Origin of the sequence: Rhodoplanes tepidamans, from assembly GCF_030813915.1 — a bacterium.
Lineage (GTDB): Bacteria > Pseudomonadota > Alphaproteobacteria > Rhizobiales > Xanthobacteraceae > Rhodoplanes > Rhodoplanes tepidamans.
This window is the reverse complement of the sequence record NZ_JAUSUJ010000028.1, coordinates 49,394-65,891: the sequence shown is the minus strand read 5'-3', so window position 1 is coordinate 65,891 and position 16,498 is coordinate 49,394. Positions and strand designations below refer to the sequence as shown.

At 69.4% G+C, this 16,498-nt stretch carries 19 protein-coding genes; 2 read left to right on the top strand and 17 right to left on the bottom strand.

The features are described from left to right. Window positions 1-9: 9 nt before the first annotated feature. From J2S22_RS25940 to J2S22_RS25875, 14 genes are all read right to left on the bottom strand, one after another. Window positions 10-1,260 (bottom strand): phage tail protein I, encoded by a 1,251-nt coding sequence (locus J2S22_RS25940; RefSeq protein WP_272778206.1) that lies wholly within the window; start codon window positions 1,258-1,260, stop codon window positions 10-12. Continuing rightward, on the bottom strand, window positions 1,257-2,201 hold the full coding sequence (locus J2S22_RS25935) for a baseplate J/gp47 family protein (protein WP_272778205.1): 945 nt from the start codon (window positions 2,199-2,201) through the stop codon (window positions 1,257-1,259). The genes J2S22_RS25940 and J2S22_RS25935 overlap by 4 nt, the downstream gene beginning before the upstream one ends. Then, entirely contained in the window at window positions 2,198-2,611 is a 414-nt protein-coding gene (locus J2S22_RS25930; protein WP_272778204.1) for a baseplate assembly protein, read from the bottom strand. The genes J2S22_RS25935 and J2S22_RS25930 overlap by 4 nt, the downstream gene beginning before the upstream one ends. Window positions 2,612-2,613: 2 nt before the next feature. Then, entirely contained in the window at window positions 2,614-2,808 is a 195-nt protein-coding gene (locus J2S22_RS25925; protein ID WP_272778203.1) for a hypothetical protein, read from the bottom strand. A gap of 14 nt (window positions 2,809-2,822) precedes the next feature. Beyond that, window positions 2,823-3,521, bottom strand: coding sequence for a hypothetical protein (locus J2S22_RS25920; RefSeq protein ID WP_272778202.1), 699 nt, complete (start codon window positions 3,519-3,521; stop codon window positions 2,823-2,825). After that, window positions 3,518-4,120 carry a hypothetical protein gene (locus J2S22_RS25915; protein ID WP_272778201.1) on the bottom strand — a complete coding sequence of 201 codons (603 nt, stop codon included), beginning with the start codon at window positions 4,118-4,120 and terminating at the stop codon, window positions 3,518-3,520. The genes J2S22_RS25920 and J2S22_RS25915 overlap by 4 nt, the downstream gene beginning before the upstream one ends. Then, window positions 4,117-4,620 carry a phage virion morphogenesis protein gene (locus J2S22_RS25910; protein ID WP_272778200.1) on the bottom strand — a complete coding sequence of 168 codons (504 nt, stop codon included), beginning with the start codon at window positions 4,618-4,620 and terminating at the stop codon, window positions 4,117-4,119. Before J2S22_RS25910 ends, J2S22_RS25915 begins: the two co-directional genes overlap by 4 nt. After that, on the bottom strand, window positions 4,620-5,087 hold the full coding sequence (locus tag J2S22_RS25905) for a phage protein Gp36 family protein (RefSeq protein WP_272778199.1): 468 nt from the start codon (window positions 5,085-5,087) through the stop codon (window positions 4,620-4,622). The genes J2S22_RS25910 and J2S22_RS25905 overlap by 1 nt, the downstream gene beginning before the upstream one ends. Then, window positions 5,084-5,311 carry a hypothetical protein gene (locus J2S22_RS25900; RefSeq protein ID WP_272778198.1) on the bottom strand — a complete coding sequence of 76 codons (228 nt, stop codon included), beginning with the start codon at window positions 5,309-5,311 and terminating at the stop codon, window positions 5,084-5,086. Before J2S22_RS25900 ends, J2S22_RS25905 begins: the two co-directional genes overlap by 4 nt. Further along, a complete protein-coding gene (locus J2S22_RS25895) occupies window positions 5,308-5,544 on the bottom strand; it encodes a hypothetical protein (protein ID WP_272840398.1) in 237 nt (78 codons plus the stop codon). The genes J2S22_RS25900 and J2S22_RS25895 overlap by 4 nt, the downstream gene beginning before the upstream one ends. A gap of 205 nt (window positions 5,545-5,749) precedes the next feature. Then, a complete protein-coding gene (locus J2S22_RS25890) occupies window positions 5,750-6,112 on the bottom strand; it encodes a hypothetical protein (protein WP_272778196.1) in 363 nt (120 codons plus the stop codon). A 13-nt stretch (window positions 6,113-6,125) separates the two neighbouring features. Beyond that, a complete protein-coding gene (locus J2S22_RS25885) occupies window positions 6,126-7,088 on the bottom strand; it encodes a capsid protein (RefSeq protein WP_272778195.1) in 963 nt (320 codons plus the stop codon). A gap of 26 nt (window positions 7,089-7,114) precedes the next feature. Beyond that, window positions 7,115-7,495 (bottom strand): capsid cement protein, encoded by a 381-nt coding sequence (locus J2S22_RS25880; protein ID WP_272778194.1) that lies wholly within the window; start codon window positions 7,493-7,495, stop codon window positions 7,115-7,117. Further along, window positions 7,492-8,586: a phage protease gene (locus J2S22_RS25875; protein ID WP_272778193.1), complete on the bottom strand. Its 1,095-nt coding sequence runs from the start codon at window positions 8,584-8,586 to the stop codon at window positions 7,492-7,494. The genes J2S22_RS25880 and J2S22_RS25875 overlap by 4 nt, the downstream gene beginning before the upstream one ends. Window positions 8,587-8,738: 152 nt before the next feature. Here J2S22_RS25875 and J2S22_RS25870 point away from each other — a divergent pair, with 152 nt between their 5' ends. Then, on the top strand, window positions 8,739-10,904 hold the full coding sequence (locus J2S22_RS25870) for a KAP family P-loop NTPase fold protein (protein ID WP_272778192.1): 2,166 nt from the start codon (window positions 8,739-8,741) through the stop codon (window positions 10,902-10,904). Between the two features lie 282 nt (window positions 10,905-11,186). Here J2S22_RS25870 and J2S22_RS25865 read toward each other — a convergent pair whose 3' ends face one another. The 3 genes from J2S22_RS25865 to J2S22_RS25855 are packed head-to-tail and all read right to left on the bottom strand — an operon-like array spanning window position 11,187 to window position 15,779. After that, window positions 11,187-12,521: a phage head morphogenesis protein gene (locus J2S22_RS25865; RefSeq protein WP_272778191.1), complete on the bottom strand. Its 1,335-nt coding sequence runs from the start codon at window positions 12,519-12,521 to the stop codon at window positions 11,187-11,189. Between the two features lie 10 nt (window positions 12,522-12,531). Next, window positions 12,532-14,169, bottom strand: coding sequence for a DUF935 domain-containing protein (locus tag J2S22_RS25860; protein WP_272778190.1), 1,638 nt, complete (start codon window positions 14,167-14,169; stop codon window positions 12,532-12,534). Continuing rightward, window positions 14,166-15,779: a hypothetical protein gene (locus tag J2S22_RS25855; protein WP_272778189.1), complete on the bottom strand. Its 1,614-nt coding sequence runs from the start codon at window positions 15,777-15,779 to the stop codon at window positions 14,166-14,168. The genes J2S22_RS25860 and J2S22_RS25855 overlap by 4 nt, the downstream gene beginning before the upstream one ends. 71 nt (window positions 15,780-15,850) lie before the next feature. On the opposite strand from J2S22_RS25855, the gene J2S22_RS25850 reads away from it, so the two are divergent. After that, window positions 15,851-16,498 (top strand): hypothetical protein, encoded by a 648-nt coding sequence (locus J2S22_RS25850; protein WP_272778188.1) that lies wholly within the window; start codon window positions 15,851-15,853, stop codon window positions 16,496-16,498.

Sequence of the window (16,498 nt, the reverse complement as noted above, 5' to 3'; positions counted from 1 at the left end):
GGTCGCCGGTCAGCGGCGAACCACGGCCCCGTACCGCACGTCGTCCGGCATGCGCGCCAGATCGGCGTAGGTGAGAGGTCGCAGCGAGTTGATGTCGAGGGAGAGCGTGTCGCGGGCCGCCGGCGTGACGGCGAGCGCGTTGACGATCTCGGCGATGCGCGCCTCCGGGCCGGCCCGCAGATAGCGCCCGCGCGGGAAGGCGTGCTTCGCCGGCCCCGCGATGTGCACCAGCACCGAGGCCGTGAACGGGGCGCGGCGGATGCGGGTCTTGCCGATGCGGTTGCGCATGCGGCCGAGCGCCGGCGACGAGCCGTCGGCGAGGCGGATCGACAGATAGGCCTGCTCCTCGGCCCGGTTCGGCTGGATGCCGCGGCCGCGCAGTGGCCGGCCGACGAACCAGCCACGGCCGGCCGGCCGGGCCTCCCACATCCGGCGCGGCACCGTGTCGATCGGCGTCAGGCCGGGCGAGACCGCGTTCGGGAGGAAGGCGTCGCCGCCGCGGGTGAACGACAGCGCGATCACGCGCTGGCCGGCGAGCGTGCCGTCGGCGAGGAACCGGCCGCGCAGGCGCTTGCCCACCTGCACGGTGTCGCGGCGCGGACCCGGGATGACCAGGCGCTCGGGGTCTTGAAGCAGGCGGCCGGAGGCGTCGATGCGCACGCCGGCGAACACCAGGCGCTGCACGGCGCCCTCGCGGCGAAGCTCGGCGCGCCACCGGCCGAGCACGATGCGCTCGGCCGAGCCGACCCGGAACCGCCGGCCGATGAAGCGGCCCTTCAAGGTGCGTTGAACGATGGTGCCGTCGGCCTGCAGGACCGGCACCGGGGCGTAACGGACCGGATAGTCGGCCGTGTAGATGCGGATCTCGGGAAGCCCGTCGAGCCACGCCTGGTGCGAAGCCTCGCTCGGCCCGGCTCCGACGAAGAACGCGTGCCGCGGCAGCCGCGCCCGCACGAACTCGGCGTCGACATAGCCGACCGCCATGCGATAGCCCGCGACCGTCGTCTTCGCCTCGTGGAAGGCCGGGCTCTCGGCGATCACCTGGCGCTTGCGGTGCTCGGGCCAGGCCGGGTTCCAGATGTCCACCGACCAGGCCCAGGCGAGCAGCGGCAGCTGCGCGGCCGGGCAGGTCCACGGATCCCACAGCGTGCGCAGGAGCGCGGCCTTCTCGAACAGGTCGGGCCAGCGTGCGGCACTGACCAGGCTGTGGGTGCGCTCGGCCGCGCCGGCGATCGGCAGAAGCGAGGGGAACTCGGTCATGCGTCGATCCCCCACGAGACCGTGATGGACGAGACGAACGGCGCCCCGTCCTCGCCGCCGGCGACGTCGGCCGCCGGCTCCAGCACGTCGACCTTGCGGACCGCGCCCGACTTGGCGACGGCGCCGACGGCTTGCGCGTGCAGGGTCTCGCCGATCTTGTGGCGCTCGGCCGCGAGCGCGGCGATCGCCGTGGCAGCCGCCGCCACGGCGACGGCCGGGTCCGGCCCGCGCGGCACCCACAGCTTCACGCGCGCCGCCGTGGCCACGATCCGGGCCGGCCAGACGGTCACGATGTCGGTCGACTGCGAGCCGGCCTCGCCGTCGAAGGCGCCTTGAAGGTCGCCGATCAGCGTCTCGGGCGCCGTGCCGTCGCCCTCGCGGGCCAGCACGATCAGGTCGATGCGGCCGCCGGTCCGGCGCAGCGCCCGCACGTGCTTCACGCGGTCGCCGTAGAGCTTGCGGACGCGCCACTGATAGCCGCCCGGGGTGAGGCCGAAGAGCGGCCGCGCCTCGTCGGAGAGCTGGGCACGGGCCCGGTACTCGTCGTCCGACTCGGCCACCGCGTCGGCCCCGCCGGCCGCGCCGGACAGGACCAGGCGCTGGGTCGCCTTGTAGGTGATGGCGAGGTGGTCGAGATCGGCGCCGACCGCGGTGCCGAGCCGCAGCGCGTTCGCATGCTCGTTGATGGCCTGCAGGACGTTGATCTCGCCGAAGGCGAATTCCTGGGCCAGCACGACGCCGGCGTCGAACTGCGTCACCGGATCGCCGGCCGCGTCGATCACGTCGAAGACCGGCAGCGACGGGTTCGCGGCGCGCGCGGCGTCCCACCTGGTCTTGAAGTCGAGGAGCCGCGCCCGGAGGGTCGCCTCGAAGTCGATCGCCGTCAGGGTCGGTGCGCCGATGCGGGAGAGGTCGAGCGTGTCGGCCGTGTAGTCGGTCATGAGACGGCCGCCGTTCCGCGGGCCAGCGCCGTCACCGGCACCCGCACGTCGGCGTCCTCGGCGACCGAGTAGTCGCCGAGATGGCCGAACGGGTAGAACACGTAGGAGAACACGAAGGCGATCGCGCCGTTGCGCCCGTCGGTGAGGGCCGGCTCGATCTTGCGGAACCGGATCGCCGGCTCCTGGCTGTGCACGGCCGTCACCATCTCGGCATAGGCGCGCAGCACGTTGGCGGCCGTCAGGTTCTCGCCCCGCAGCGGCGCGAGATCCGCGCCGAGGTCGAGCCGCATCACCCGGGTGCCGATGCGGGTCGCGAGGATGCGCCGCACGCAGCTCTCCGCGTGAGCCCGGCCGCGCAGCAGGCGGCCGGTCTCCGGGTCGATGCCGGTGCGGGTGGTCCTCGCCGCCATGGTCAGGGCTTCCGGCCGGGCTTGGCCTGCGCGGGCTCTTCGACGGGCGCCGCCGGCGCGACCACCCGTTCGAGCCCGCCCCAGGGCAGCTCCGCCTCCGCCTCGCGCTTCGTCAGCGCGACGATCTCGCCGACCGCGCGCATGCGCCCGCCGATCGGCCGCCGCGTCGTGATCCGGTACTGCACCGTGTCGCTCATGGGTCTCTCCGTTCTCACGCGTCGCCGCCGCCCTCGGCGGCGGGCGATGCCATGGCGGCCGCCCAGCCGCCGCTCTTGTCGGACTTGGCGAAGACCTTGTGCTGCGGCTCCGCCGCGGCACCGCTGACCAGGATGACGGGCTCCTCGCCTGCCTCGTCCTTCGCGCCCACGGCCAGGTGCGTGTCGCCGACGGTGTGGACCTTCTCGCCCTTCACGTTGGCGTGGCCGGGCTTCAGCTCGATCTCGCTGTCGCCCGACTGCGCCGCCACGGTGGCGGGCGCCTTGACCAGGATGGTCTGGTCGTTGAGGACGATCCGGGTCTCGCCGCGCTCGATGATCAGATCGTCGTCGCCTTCGGGCGCGGGATGGTCGTCGTCGAAGGGGCCGCGGATCGCCCACGAGCCGGTGCCGAGCACGCCCGAGGGCGACAGCACCATCATGCGTTCGCCGACCACCGGCTTGACCTTGATCTTCAGGTCGCCGCCCGAGACCGGCTGCACCGGCACCCACGGCGATTTCACGACCGCGCCGGTGTCCGGGTCCTTGCCCAGCTCGGTGCGGACCTGCCAGTCGTTCTTCTCCTTGCGGACCTCGGTCACCTTACCGGACAGCACCACGCGAGCGAGGCGCTGGTCGACGTCGACGAGGCGCGCTTCGAGGCGGCGCAGATACGTCTCCAGGCGGCGCAGATTGGGATCGCTGCGGCCCGTCATGCCGGCCCCCCGTCGTCGATCGCCTCGGCCGTGCCGTCCCGCACCGCCTCCATGCCGGAGACCAGCACGCGGACGAGCGGGTCGGCCCCGAAGCCGAACAGCGACTGCTCCCAGGTGACGGCGTAGAAGGCCGCGCCTTTCCCGAAGGTCTCGGAGGTGAACAGCGGCCGCGCCTCGGCCTTGTCGGGCGACGTGATGCTCTGGAGCCCCCAGCGCGCCGTCTCCCAGTCGGCCAGCACGTCGAGCACGCCGTGCGACAGCGCGAAGGCGACCTCCTGGCGCGGCGTCGCACGGGCCGGCCCGTTCGGGCCGGCAAGAGCGACCGCCATGTCCTCGGTCACCACATAGGCGGCGCACTCGACCGTGAGGCGCCACGAGCCGTCGACCACGATGGGGCCGCGCCAGCGGGTCAGCGCCACCGCGATCATGGGCGGCAGAAAGACCTCCTTCTCGATCAGGTCGGACACGTCGATCCGGCCCGGATGCGAGCGCACCGTGACGCCGGGAAACAGCGGCTTCAAACCGGCTTCGACCGCTGGCAGGAAACCGACCAGGCGCGAGGCCGCGAGCCGCTCGGCGATGGTCGCGGGCGCGATCACGGCGCACCTCCGCCGGCAGCTCCGCCGACGAGCCGCCCGAGCCAGTCGGTCGCGAGGCGCTCGACCTTCTCGCGGTCCTCGGCCGAGAAGCCGACGAAGGGCCGCGCCGGGATCGTCACCTTGCGAGCGAACACGGTCCTGCCGCCGACCTTGAAGGCGAGGCGCTGCGCCGTCTTCGGCGTGATGGTCGCGCCGTCCTGGTGCACGTGGGCGTACTCCCAGGACGAGCCCACCTCGACCTGGTCGCCGCCGACGATGAACGCGATCGAGTCGAGGAGATGCCGGCCGCTCTGCAGCAGGATCGAGGTGCCGGCCCGGTTCGGCGGCCACGCCGCGCCGTCCGGCGAGGTCTTGGTCTCGCTGATCCGCTCGCGCGTCGAGCTTTCGAGGAGCCCGCCGATATCGGTCAGCAGCTCCTCGGTTTGCGCGGTGTCGAGCCGCGAGGTCAGCGCGTTGAGCTTGTCGAGGCCTGCGGTGTCGACGACGATCGCGATGCTCATCACCAGCCTCGCAATCGGTCGCGCGTGAACAGGCGCTCGTTGCTCACCACGATCGCCTCGTTCGGCGACACGCTGCCGGCGGGCTCATCCGCGCCGCCGGTGCCGCCGCCGCCCGGCCCGTCGAAGGTCAGCGCGGCGTTGCCCTTGGCGATCGCCTGCAGGCGCGCGATCGCGACGTCGTAGCGCTCCTTGATCCGCTCGTTGGAACGGCCGAACGACAGCGCCACACGGTAGAGCGCGATGTCGATCGTGTAGATGCGCAGCGTGGCGCGGCTGTCGTCGTCGATGCGGGCGAGCTCGTCCCGGGTATAACGCGCCGACAGGATCGCCCGCACCTCGGCCGTGCCGTCGTCGAGCCCGGCCGTGATGCGCGCGTCGTCGCGCTGCCGCGAGGTCTCGTCGGCCGCCAGGATGGTCGCCTCGGACGGATAGCGGGCCAGCACGTCGGCGAGGGTCGCGAAGCTCATCGGACACCCCTAAGCGTGGCCTGGACGGCCGCGAGCGCGGCGACGAAACCCTCGACCGTCGCGCCATCGGAGATGGCTGCGGCTTTGGCTCGCGCGATGATGTCGCTCAGCCGGGTCACCTCGACCTCCAGCGCGGAGATCCGCGCGTCGCGCGCCGCGATGATGCCCTGGGCGACGCGGTGCAGGGCGGCCGGCTCGTCGGCCATGGGGGTGCCGTCGGTCATTTGTGCAGGCCGAGTTCGTGGGGCACGCCCAGATCGACGATCACCGGTGGGCGCGCGGCGACGCGCAGCAGCGCGAGCAGCTCGTCGGCGAAGCCGAGCGCGAAGCTCATGTCCTTCGCTTCGTCGACGTCCGCGGACGTCGCGACCCGCTCTGCGACCTGGCGCAGCGTCACGCCTCCGGCGAACGCCTTTCGGCCGGCGTCGTAGCTCGCGTCGTCGAACTGAACGGGCATGCGGGGCTCCTCGACCTGGTCGGCGGACGGGAGGCCCGCACCGGCCTCCCGCCGCCTGCCGCTGGAGCGACATCCCTCCATGGGCGCCCGGGCTGGTGCGGCCCGGACCGTCGCTCGCTCGGGTATGAGTGGCCGGGGCGCGGACGCCCCGGCCATGGCCCTTCCGGACCGAGCGTCCCGCACCCCCGTGACGGGACGCGAGAGATCAGAGGTCGGCCGTCACGTCCTCGCCGAGCACGCCGGCCGCCTGCAGGGCCGGGATCTCGGCCGGGAACAGGCCGACCCGATCGCCGATGGCGTGGAGCGCGCCGTCGAGCAGCAGCGGCGACAGCACCAGGAAGAACCGCGGTGCCGCGGCGGCCGCGGGCGCCGGGTCGTCGCCGGCGGCGGGTGTGGACCCCGCCGCCGGTTCCGGGGTGGACGGGCTCTCCGGTGGTGCATCGGTGGTTCGCGGGTCGTCGCCGGCCGCTTCGACCGGCGCGGCCGTGGTCTCGGCCGGCGCAGCGGCCACGGCGGGATCGAGAGCCGTGTCGGCCGACTCGGGCGCGGATGTGGTTTTCTTCGCCATGGCGCCGCTCCCGTCACGCGACCGCGTTCTGGATGAAGTAGCCGACGTCCTTGGCGACGATCAGCTCCTTCACGCGCTCGCCGGTGCGGATGCGCACGCCGCCCTGCAGGCCGACATCGGGATCGACGATGCGGCCCGAGATCTTGGTGCCGTACTGCGCCGTGAGGCCGAACGTGATGCCGCTCTCCGGCCGGGCGATCGGGTTGATGTGCAGGAGCGCGAGGTTCTTGCCCCAGGCGCGCGAGAGGTTCGCCGGCTGGCCCTTGCGGGCGAGGTCCACCCAGGCCTCGCCGACCAGCACCTTGCCGATCTCGAACAGCGCCGCGAACTCGGCCCGCGTCACGATCCCCTTGTTGGTGAGATTGCCGCGGATCGCGTTGACGATCGCCGGGTGCGACGAGAGCTTGGACCAGACGGCGCTGCCCATCACCATGGTATTGGGCCGGTAGACCAGCGTGCCCTCAAGGCCGGCCTTGATCACGGCGATCGGATCGGAGTTCGCGTAGTCGGAGAACTGCGACCCGCCGGCGAGCGTGATGCGACGCGCCGGCGCATAGGTGTCGAGGGCCTGCACCTTGGCGGCGACGCGCACCTCACGGGCGTTCGCCATCAGGTCGGCCAGCATCATGGTGGCGTGCGCCTCGGGATCGAAGGTCGACACCTGCCGCTCACGCGCCTTGCGGGCCTCGTCGATGTCCGAGTTCGGGATCGGGTCTTCGAGGCCGTGATCGTCGACCTCGCTGGTGCGCTGCTCGCCGCCGAACTCGACCTGGTTCACCCGGCCGCGGCGGCCGACCAGCGTGTCAGGCACCGAGAAGGCGTCGGCGAGCGGGTACTCGGTCCAGGAGAACTTCTCGGCGCCGACCGGCACGCGCGGCAGCACGTCGTCGGCGATCAGCGTTTGGGCCGGATTACGGTAGGCGATCGCGACCGCGGTCAGCACCGGGTCGACGACGAAGGGACGGACGGGAGCCATGGGCGGGCCTCGTGCGGATGCGGCGATCAGGCCGGGGTGATGACGCCGATGCCGACCAGCACCGGGATGATGTCGTCGGCGACGCCGGGCGCCTGGGCGATCGCGCCGTAGACGCGGGTCTCGCCCGCGGCCGGCACGCACTTGATGCCCTTGCCGTCGGCATCGGCCGTGAGGAAGTCGCCGGCCGAGACGGTGCCGCCGAGGCGCAGCTCGGCGAGGCCGACCTGGATCACGTCGGCCATGCCGCCCTGCGGCGCCCCCATGCTGTCCGAGACGCCCACGAGGGGGCTCGTCGCGGCGTTCGCCTGGGCGACCGAGCGATCGACGGCCGGCGCCGCGAACTTGACGAAGCGGAACGCGGTGACCGCGGCGGCGGCCGGGAAGGACTTGATCAGCAGCGCGCTCACGCCCGGGCCTCCTTCTGGTCGGCTGCGCCGACGCCACGGGCGCCGGCATTCGCGGCGACGGAAACGACCGCCTCCGCGATCGAGATGGTCTGCCCGCCCTCGGCGAGCTTCTTCTGGTAGGCGGTCGCCTGCGCGGCGAGCGCGGCCGGGTCCGGCGCGGCGTCCGCGTCGGGCGCTCCTTGCGCGTCGAGCCCCGACGCCTGCAGGCCGGCCGGCGTGGCGGCGATGAGCTTCTCGACGGCGGCGAGGCCGTCGTCGGTGGCGCACAGGGCGACGTAGTGGTCGCGCTGCGCCGGGACGATCTTCTTCGCCTTCAGGGCGCCTTCGATCACGGCGTCGACGCGCGTCTTGCGGTCCGCCGCCTGCAGGGCGGCGAGCTGCGCCTGCGCGGCCGAGAGTGTCGCCAGCGCCTGGTCATGCACGGCCTTGTCGACCTTGCCGGCGGCCGCCGTCCGCTCCGCCTGCAGGGTTCCGATCGCCGCGAGGCACGCGGCCTCCTCGGCACCGTCCGCCAGGCCGAGGGCCTGGGCGATGGCTTTGATCATGCGTCTCTCCGTGTGGTGAGAAGGATCGGGGCTCCGGGCCGGCACAGCTCCCGCGGCCGGCACGGCTGCCGCGATCGCCGCCATGGCGAGCGCGGGTGCGGCGACGAGCGCGACCGAATGCAGCCAGGTCGCGAGGCCGGCGTCGGTGTGATGGAAGGTCGGGGAGACGAAGCGGTGCGTGCGCGCCGCCAGGACGGCTTTGCCGGCGTCGAGCAGCTCGACGCGCGCCCACAGCCCGTCCGGCCGCGCCTCCAGGGCCTTGATCCAGCCGACCGCGTCGGCCCGCTCGCCGAACAGCGGCTTCCGGGAGATCGCGTGGTCGACATCGACCGGCACGTCGATGCCGTCGGCCGCGAACCGCGCCACCAGCCGCTCGGGCTCGAACACGTACCGCCGCCCGTCCCGCGTGGTGATCTCGCCGCGCGGCGCGACCCGGACCCAACCGGCGTCGTCGACCGCGCCGGCCGCCAACGCGGCGCCGTCGAGCGTGACGACGCCGAGGGCGACGTCGGGCGGAACAGAGGGGGTTGCGTGCCGGGGTGCCATGGGTGCACGCTACCGGCGCACCCCAAATCCCGGGCCGCTGACAGGTGTCAGCAGCCTATTTAATCGGCGGCGGCCGACACCCTGACTTCGTCTCGAATGGCGAGGATAGGCAGGGGGAATGCTGCGCCTCGAAACGCTGAGGTGTCCGAAGCATGACGGAATCGAGTCGTCCCCATAATGACAGGCCAATAGCCGAGCCGGCGGAGGATAGGTTTGGTATTGATCCGTTCGCGCAGGCGTTGGCTAGCAGTATCAGAAATATCAAGTCACCCGACGGGACTGTGATCGCGCTCAATGGCCCGTGGGGTTCCGGCAAGAGCAGCGCGGTAAATCTCGTGCTCCATCATCTTAAAGACGTCACCGAAAAGGGTGATCTGGCGGTTGTCAATTTTGCTTGCTGGTGGTTCAGAGGCGAAGATGCCCTCGCTCTCGCATTCTTTCGCGAACTCTACGCCGGGATAGGCCAGACTCTTGGAGACAAGTTCAAGAAGGCGCTTCACAATATGGGCGTGCGCCTCTTGAAGGCTGGGTCGATCGTCAGCGCTGGAGCTGACCTCGTTGGAGCAAAGGCCGGTGTTGGCACCCTTGCGTCGAGCGCAATGTCATGGGTATCAGACTTCATCAAGGCGGATGATACAGTCGAAAAGCTACAAGGAGAACTCACTAAGGCGCTCGCCGAGCAGAATAAGCGATTTCTGATCGTGATCGACGACATCGACCGACTCGCACCTGACGAGGCACTGCTTGTTTTTCGTCTCGTCAAGTCAGTTGGGCGGCTCCCGAACGTTGTGTATCTGCTTGTCTTTGACCGTGAGCTTGCAGAGGCGATCGTTTCTGAGCGCTATCCGTCCGAAGGACCGCATTATCTCGAAAAAATCATTCAGGCTGGATTCGACGTTCCTCGGCCGCGTCACGTCGACCTCACCAACGAGTTACTGCGACAGATCGAACTTATCTGCGGTTCGCCTCGTGAAGATGCGATAGTGCGGTTTATGAACGTCTTTTACGACGTGATTGCGCCTGAAATCACGACACCCCGCGATCTCATCCGAATTGCCAACGTTCTTTCCGTTACATGGCCTGCTGTCGGCAGCGAGGTTGATTGCGCCGATTTCGTCGGCCTGGAAGTAATGCGTCTGTTCCAGCCGTCGGTTTATCGGAACCTGCGCTCAAGCAAGGAAAAATTATGCGGGACCGGCGACAGGACTGGCCGTTCTGGTCGCGACCGCGCGGGCGAGATGAACGCGCTGTTTCTCGATATCGTACCAGAAAAGGACAGAGAACACGTGAAGCGGTCGTTGATGCGGCTGTTCCCGGGGCTCGAATCCGTCTGGGGTAACCTGAGCTATGGAGATGGCGCTGCCGCCACCTGGAGTCGTGACCGATTGGTCTGCTCTGAGGACCATTTCGACTCCTATTTCCGCTTTTCAATTGGCGATGATGTCCTTTCGCGAACGGAACTAGACGAACTCATTTCCAAGGCATCAGATGAGATATTCGTGAAGTCATCAATGCGGGCCGCGCTCGGCGTGAAACGGCGCGATGGCAGTACTAAAGCTAAGTTGATCTTGGATGAGCTGAACCTGCATGCTGCGAGAGTTGAGAAGAAGGATGTCGGCCCTTTGTTGAAGGCTCTCTTTGAAATTGCCGACGAGCTGGACGTTGAAGCCGATAGAGAGCGAGGCTTCTCGATCGGCGACAACGAATTGCGCATCCATTGGCTTCTGAGGAGCCTCACACGAGGCCGATTCGATCTTGCGACGCGCTCGAAGTTGTTTGCAGCCGCGTGCAGGACGGCAAGCCTGAGTTGGCTAGTCGATTTTGCTCAGTCTGCTTATACAGATTACCATCCACGAGAGGGCAAGGCACCGTCGGCCGAAGCCGACTGCCTGACAACGGAGCCAGATGCCGAGGCTTTACATGCTCTCGCATTGAAGCGAATCCGCGCAGCAAGCAGGTCAAGCGAGCTGGCATCGTCCAAGCGCCTAGCGTATCTCATGTTCCGCTGGCGCGAGCTTGCCGCTGATGAGGGGCAGCAAGTCAAGAGGTGGGCGAAAAAGCAGCTCAAAGACGATGCAATGGTCGCAATCTTTGCCAAGGCGTTTACTTCTCATTCGTGGACCCAAGGCGCCGGCGATGCGGTGGCCAGGCGGCATACAGTCGCGAGCGTGGGCTCACTGGACAAGGTACTTGACCGCGATCAACTCCGCAGGCGCGTCGAAGAAATAGCGGCGGAAGGCGCTACAGACGATGCCGCGATAGCGGTGATGGACTTCCTGACGGCTTGGAAGAAGAAAGACGCAGATAACGATCACTAGCCGTCGCGTTCTATTCCGGCCATCCCGAACATGATCGATGCCCCGTCCCGCCCCGTAGAAGGGGGCGTAGAAGCCGTTTCGAGGTCGGGCGGGCCGAGATGCCCCGGAGGGCGGCGGCGCATCAGCGGGCTTCCCACGGGCTCGCCATCAGGATCGAGCGCCCGTTGCGGATCCGAGCCGCGAGGAATATGTTTGGAGGTGCGGGGAAATTGGCGCTCCGGCGCCGCCGTCCCGGTCCTGATGCGTCTCGACCAGAGGGGGTTACGGCCCTCCCCCGCATTCTCATCCCACGCGATCGGCATCGGCGAGCGCCTTGGCCAGATAGCGCTGTGGCACCTGGAACAGCGTGACGACCCCGCAGCGATCGCCGGGGACTTCCGCCAGGACGAGCATCATCGTCCGGCCTGCGACCTCGCCGACGACGAGATAGCGTCCGTCGTGCCGCCGTCGGTAGATCGCTCCGCTTTCGACCATCTCCTGCAAGCGTGACCACACCCAGTCCGGGTAATGGTGGGCGGGAGAGTGCCCGACCGCCGCGTCCGTGATCGTGACCGCCGGGTTCGTCACTCCGAGCTTCGCCGCAACGTCGTCGGACAGCCGCGCGACTGGCACCGGACTGTGCGACCACGGAGCGGCAGCCTCGATCGCCGTGCGGCTCGCTCCAGCCTGCTGCAGCGCCGCGCGCCGCGCGCCTTGCTCCTGCGCCCGCCATAGGAACGAGCGAAACCCCTCGCTGTCGGTCAGCCTCTCGATACGGCCGCGGGCGAGGTCGAGCGGCGTCGCGTCCACCTGGTCGGCGAGGATGCGCCCGAGCGTGCGGCCGCGGCCGATGCCGGGATTGGTCTGCCAGCCGGGGTCGATGCCGACCGGCACCTCGGCGCGCTCGCCGGTGCGCCGGTTGACGAAGGTGCGCGTGACGGTCGGTGGCGGCTCGTCCGTGTAGCTGATCGCGCCCGGCGCATCGCTCGCCGGCCGGGACAGATAGTCGTCGCGCTCCTCGGCCGTGATCGACCGCACGGAGCATTTGCAGCCCCAACCGTTCGGCGGGAAGTGGCTCGACCAGAACGGATGGTCGACCGGCAGGATGGTGCCGACCCAGCGCAGGTGATCGGGCCGCTTCCGTTCGGACACCGAGCGCACGTAGAGCAGATAGGGCAGCGCCCGCTTGGTCCGCTGGATGCGGTCCCATTGGCCTGCGGCACGCGCCGCCCGCATGTTCGCCCAGAACGTCGTCTGCAGGCGGCGTGGCGCCGAGAAGTCGACCGGCTTGGTCCGCCAGCGGCCCTCCGGGTCCTCGACCTGGCGCGGCCCCCACCACCCGCGCGGCGAGAGGCGCTTCTGCATCTCTTCGCGGAAATGCTCGAAGCCCCAGCCCTCGACGATCGCCTTGTCGATCGAAGCCTGGAATTGCGCCAAGACCTTCGCCTCGGTGACGCCGGCGACCGTGAAGGCGTGGGCGTGCTCCTCGCCCCACACGTCGAGCCAGGAGAATTTCGGCGTGAGGCTCTTGTCGCGGAAGAACGACAGCACCTCGGGCGGCGCCGCCATGCCGCGCTCGATGGTGCCGGCCAGCGCCGCGATCAGGCCGAGGACCTGGCGGCGCGTCGGCCGCATCATCGAAAGCCCCTCAATCCGTGGCGTCGCCGAGGCCGCGGGCGATCGCCGTCAGCCGCGCCAGGCGCTCGGCGAGCTTGCTGCCGTCGATCCGGCCGGACGCCTCGGCCAGCAGGGCCTGCAGCTCGTCGAAGGAATGCGCACGAGCGAGCGCCTGGCGCAGCGGCGCCAGCAGCGGATCGGCGAGTTCCTCCCAGTCTGCGAGCTGCTCCTCGAGGAGCTGGTCGAGCTCGGCCTCGACGTCGACGCCGGTGCGGGGATCGGCCGCGAGCGCACTGGTGCCCGCCTCGGTGCGCGCGGGCCGGCACGACGGGCACGCGCAGCCGCCGTGATGCGCCGACGCGATCGCCGGCCGAGCCGGCTGCCGACTGCCGGCGCCAGTGCGCACCTCGATCGGCCCGGCCGGGGCCGCCGCCGGCGGCGTCAGCAGATCCTCGCCCGCAGCCGGCTCCGACAGGCCGAGCTTTCCGCGCAGCTCCTTCTGCGACACCTTCAGGCCGAGCGGGACGAGCTTCTCCACGGCGTTCGCGAGCGCCGCCGTGTCCTCCGGCTCGGCGACCGGCATCTCGATCGACGGGTACGCCGCCTGCGGCCCGAAGTTCATGGCCACGAACAGCCGCACCAGCTGGCTGTTGGCCGTGTGGGCGAGCTGGCCGCAGTCGGCCCGCTGGATGTCGAGCCGCACCTGGTTGTGCACCTTCGCCTGGGCGAGGCTCGCGCCCTTGTCGGCCGTCATGGTCTGGCCGACGACCAGCTTGGAGATGTTGCGGTCGAGATAGTCGACGAGCTTCTCGAAGCTCGAGCCCTCCAGCGCCTTGCGCTCGATGAACTCGATCTCCATTCCCTGCGGGATGATGGCGGCCGCGTCCGACGAGAAGCCGGCGACGGCGCGCAGCAGCGTCTTCTTGTCGGCCTCGCTCGCGCCCGAGTGATACTTGCCGAGGCGCAGCGGCATGCCGAACACCTCGCAGAAGGCGGCCCAATCCTTCAGGGTGAACTGCTGGATCAGGAACGCCCAGGCGGCGGCGCGCGCAAAACCGCGACGGATCGGGATGCCGGTCTTGGCCCGTGGCGCGTGGACGATGAACTTCGCCTTCGGCAGGGGCACGCCGTCGAGATTTCCGTCGACCGCGAGCCGCAGCTCGGTCATCGACAGCCGGTCGAACTGGAAGAAGCGCGGATCGCGCCAGCGATAGGCGACGGGCCGCAAGAGGCCGGCCTCGTATTCCCAGATCGGCTCGACCACGGCGAAGCCCTTGGCGATGCCGTCGGTGAGCGCGCCCATGGCGTCGAGGAAGCCCGGATCGGCGATCAGCTCGTGCACGGCGTCGGCGATCTTGGCCGGCACGCCGTCCGGCACCTGCAGCGAGATCTCGGTGCCCTCGATCGCCAGCCGCCGCGTCTGCACCTGGCTCGCATAGTGGAGGTAGCGCTCCTCCATCTCCTCGGCGAGCGTGAGATAGGCCCGGATCTCGCCGATGGTGGCGCGCTTGAGCACAGCCGCGAGGCCCTCCGGCGTCAGGCCGGACGCGACCGCATCGGCCAGCACCGAGCGGGCGCCGCCGAAGGTCGCGGTCGCCACCTCCTGCGACAGCAGCGAGGTGTCGATCGGCTCGCCATCCGGGCCGAGGATCGGCTTTCGCGGGGTCACCACAGCGCACGCCCTCCCGTATCGTCCGCCACCACCTGGTCGAGCCAGGCGTCGCTATCGTCCGCCAGCGCGGAGGCCGGCACGTAGCCATAAGCTCCGACCTCGGCGTCCATGGCGGCGTTCGCCAGCACCAGCGCGATCGCGTAGTCGCCGTGGCGCTGGCCGCCGTCGGTGCCGGTCGTGTGGGCGTCGTCCGGCACCTTCGGCACGCCGCGCACCATGCGGATCTGGCGCAGATCGTCCTTGTGGTCGCCGTCGCGCGGGATCGCGATGGTGCGGTCCTCGAAGCGGCGCTTCAGCGGCGGCACGTTGGCGATGTACCAGGGCTGCGACGGCATCACGGCCTCGATCGCCAGCGCGCCGTAGCGCTGCACGGCGTACTCGGCGAGCGCCTGGCCGTTGCCGCGGGCGTCGTGCTTGCCGGCGCCGAAGCGCGGCAGCCGGTCGACGACATGGAACAGGATGCGCTCCTGCTCGCGGAACGGCACGTTGCGCAGCTCGATCACGAAAGGCGTCCGCCGCACCAGGTCGCGGCCTTCCGACAGCGGCACCATGACGGAGAGGTCGCCCGAGCGCGCAAAATCCCAGCCGTAGCCGTGGCGCACCCGCACATCGAGCGCCGCCAGCACGGGCGCGAGCGCGTCCTCGATCCAGGCGTCGACGAAGCTGGCGCGCTCGGCGTCGGGCTTCAGCTCGAAGCCCTTCGGGCAGGCGAGCCGCAGCACCGGCGCGCCCGCCGTCATGCAGGCCTCGATCAGCGCGCCGGTGAGATAGACTCCGGAGCCCTGCGCCGGGATGCAGTCCAGTTCCTCGGCGGCGCCTGAGCCGTAGAAGCCGCGGATGTCGGCCCGGAAGGTCGCCTCGGCCTCCGGCGACCAGGTCTTGCCGGTGACCAGGCAGATGCGCTGATAGAGGCCCTGTTCGAGCGCGTCGTCGAAGGTGCAGCGCACGACGGCGCCCGGCCGGCGCTTCTCGCGGATCTCCTGGATCAGCGTGTTGAACGGGTTGTCGACGCCGTTGTGGGTGGAGATCACCAGCACCTTGCCGCCCCAGATCAGCAGCGCGATCGCGGCCTTCAGCAGTTCGTCGGCCTCGTCGTGGAAGGCGAACTCGTCGAGGATCACGTAGCCCTGGCGGCCGCGCAAGCTACGCGGGCGCGACGACAGCGCGACGATCTCGAAGCCGCTGGCGAAGCTGATCCGGAAGGCCTGGATGGCCCGGTCGGCGCCCTTGTCGTCCTGCTCGTGGAACAGGAACTCCTGCACGGCCGAACAGGCCGGCGAGAAGGCGCGCGCCCACATGGCGCAGGTGTCGATGAACTCGCGCGCCATGTCGAGATTGTAGCCGAGATAGAGCACGTCCATGCCGCCGGCGCTCTTCTGGCTCCCGGCTGTCAGCACCGCATCGGCGCCGATCCCCCAGGTCGCCCCGATGCGGCGGGACTTGTCGACGACGACGAGCTGCGTCCGCGCCGTCGCGGCGAGCAGCTCGCGCTGATACGGGAGCAGCACGGCCGGCAGGCTCTCGCCCTGCAGCGCGGGCGGCAGCGCGGCTAGCATCTCGTGCCGGTGCTGGGCCCAGTCCTCGGGAGTGACGAAGGGGGCAGTCATAGGGCGCACCCCTTCACAGGCGATTGTTTGCGCGCTTCTATCTCGGTTCCGCCGAGATGCTGGAGGGGGCAATGAGTATCGAACGCTGGAACGCGAGTGTCCTGTGCGCTGCCGTCGGGATCATCGGTTTCGTCGGCGGCTTTGCCTATGGAATCGAATTTCGCCGAGTCGACCTGGACTGGCTCCAGAGATGGCAAACATTGATCAGCGCAATTGTGGCGCTCGGTGCGGCGACGACGGCATTCTTCATGACCCGTCAGACGCACCGAATAACCGTGCTGATCAAGGAGCAGGAGAGAATTGACAAAATCCTCCCGGTCGTTGCGCCGGTCGCGCATGATCTTGGGGCGCTGCATCTGAAGCTCAAAGAACAGATAAATTCTCTTCAAGGGATGTGCGCAATCTTTCGTGACACTTTTGATCTCACTGCGGGACTGCCCGTGAAAATCGACGAACAGGTCCTGTCGAAGTTTCCGACTGCCGACATTGAGACCGCTGACCTCCTCCGGCGTCTTCTGAAAGAACCGGCGCAGATCGCGGTGAAGTGGCTGCCACACCACGCGCCGATTGGAGCAGCTATTTTCACGATGAAGATGCAGTATTTGGTCAGAAATATCGGAGAGGCAGCGAGGTATCTGAATCGCAAGGTCCACAAGCTCAGTGCTCGTCGCAGTTCGGTCGAGAGGCAGCTCAGCAGGTACTTCGAAGATAGGCTGTAG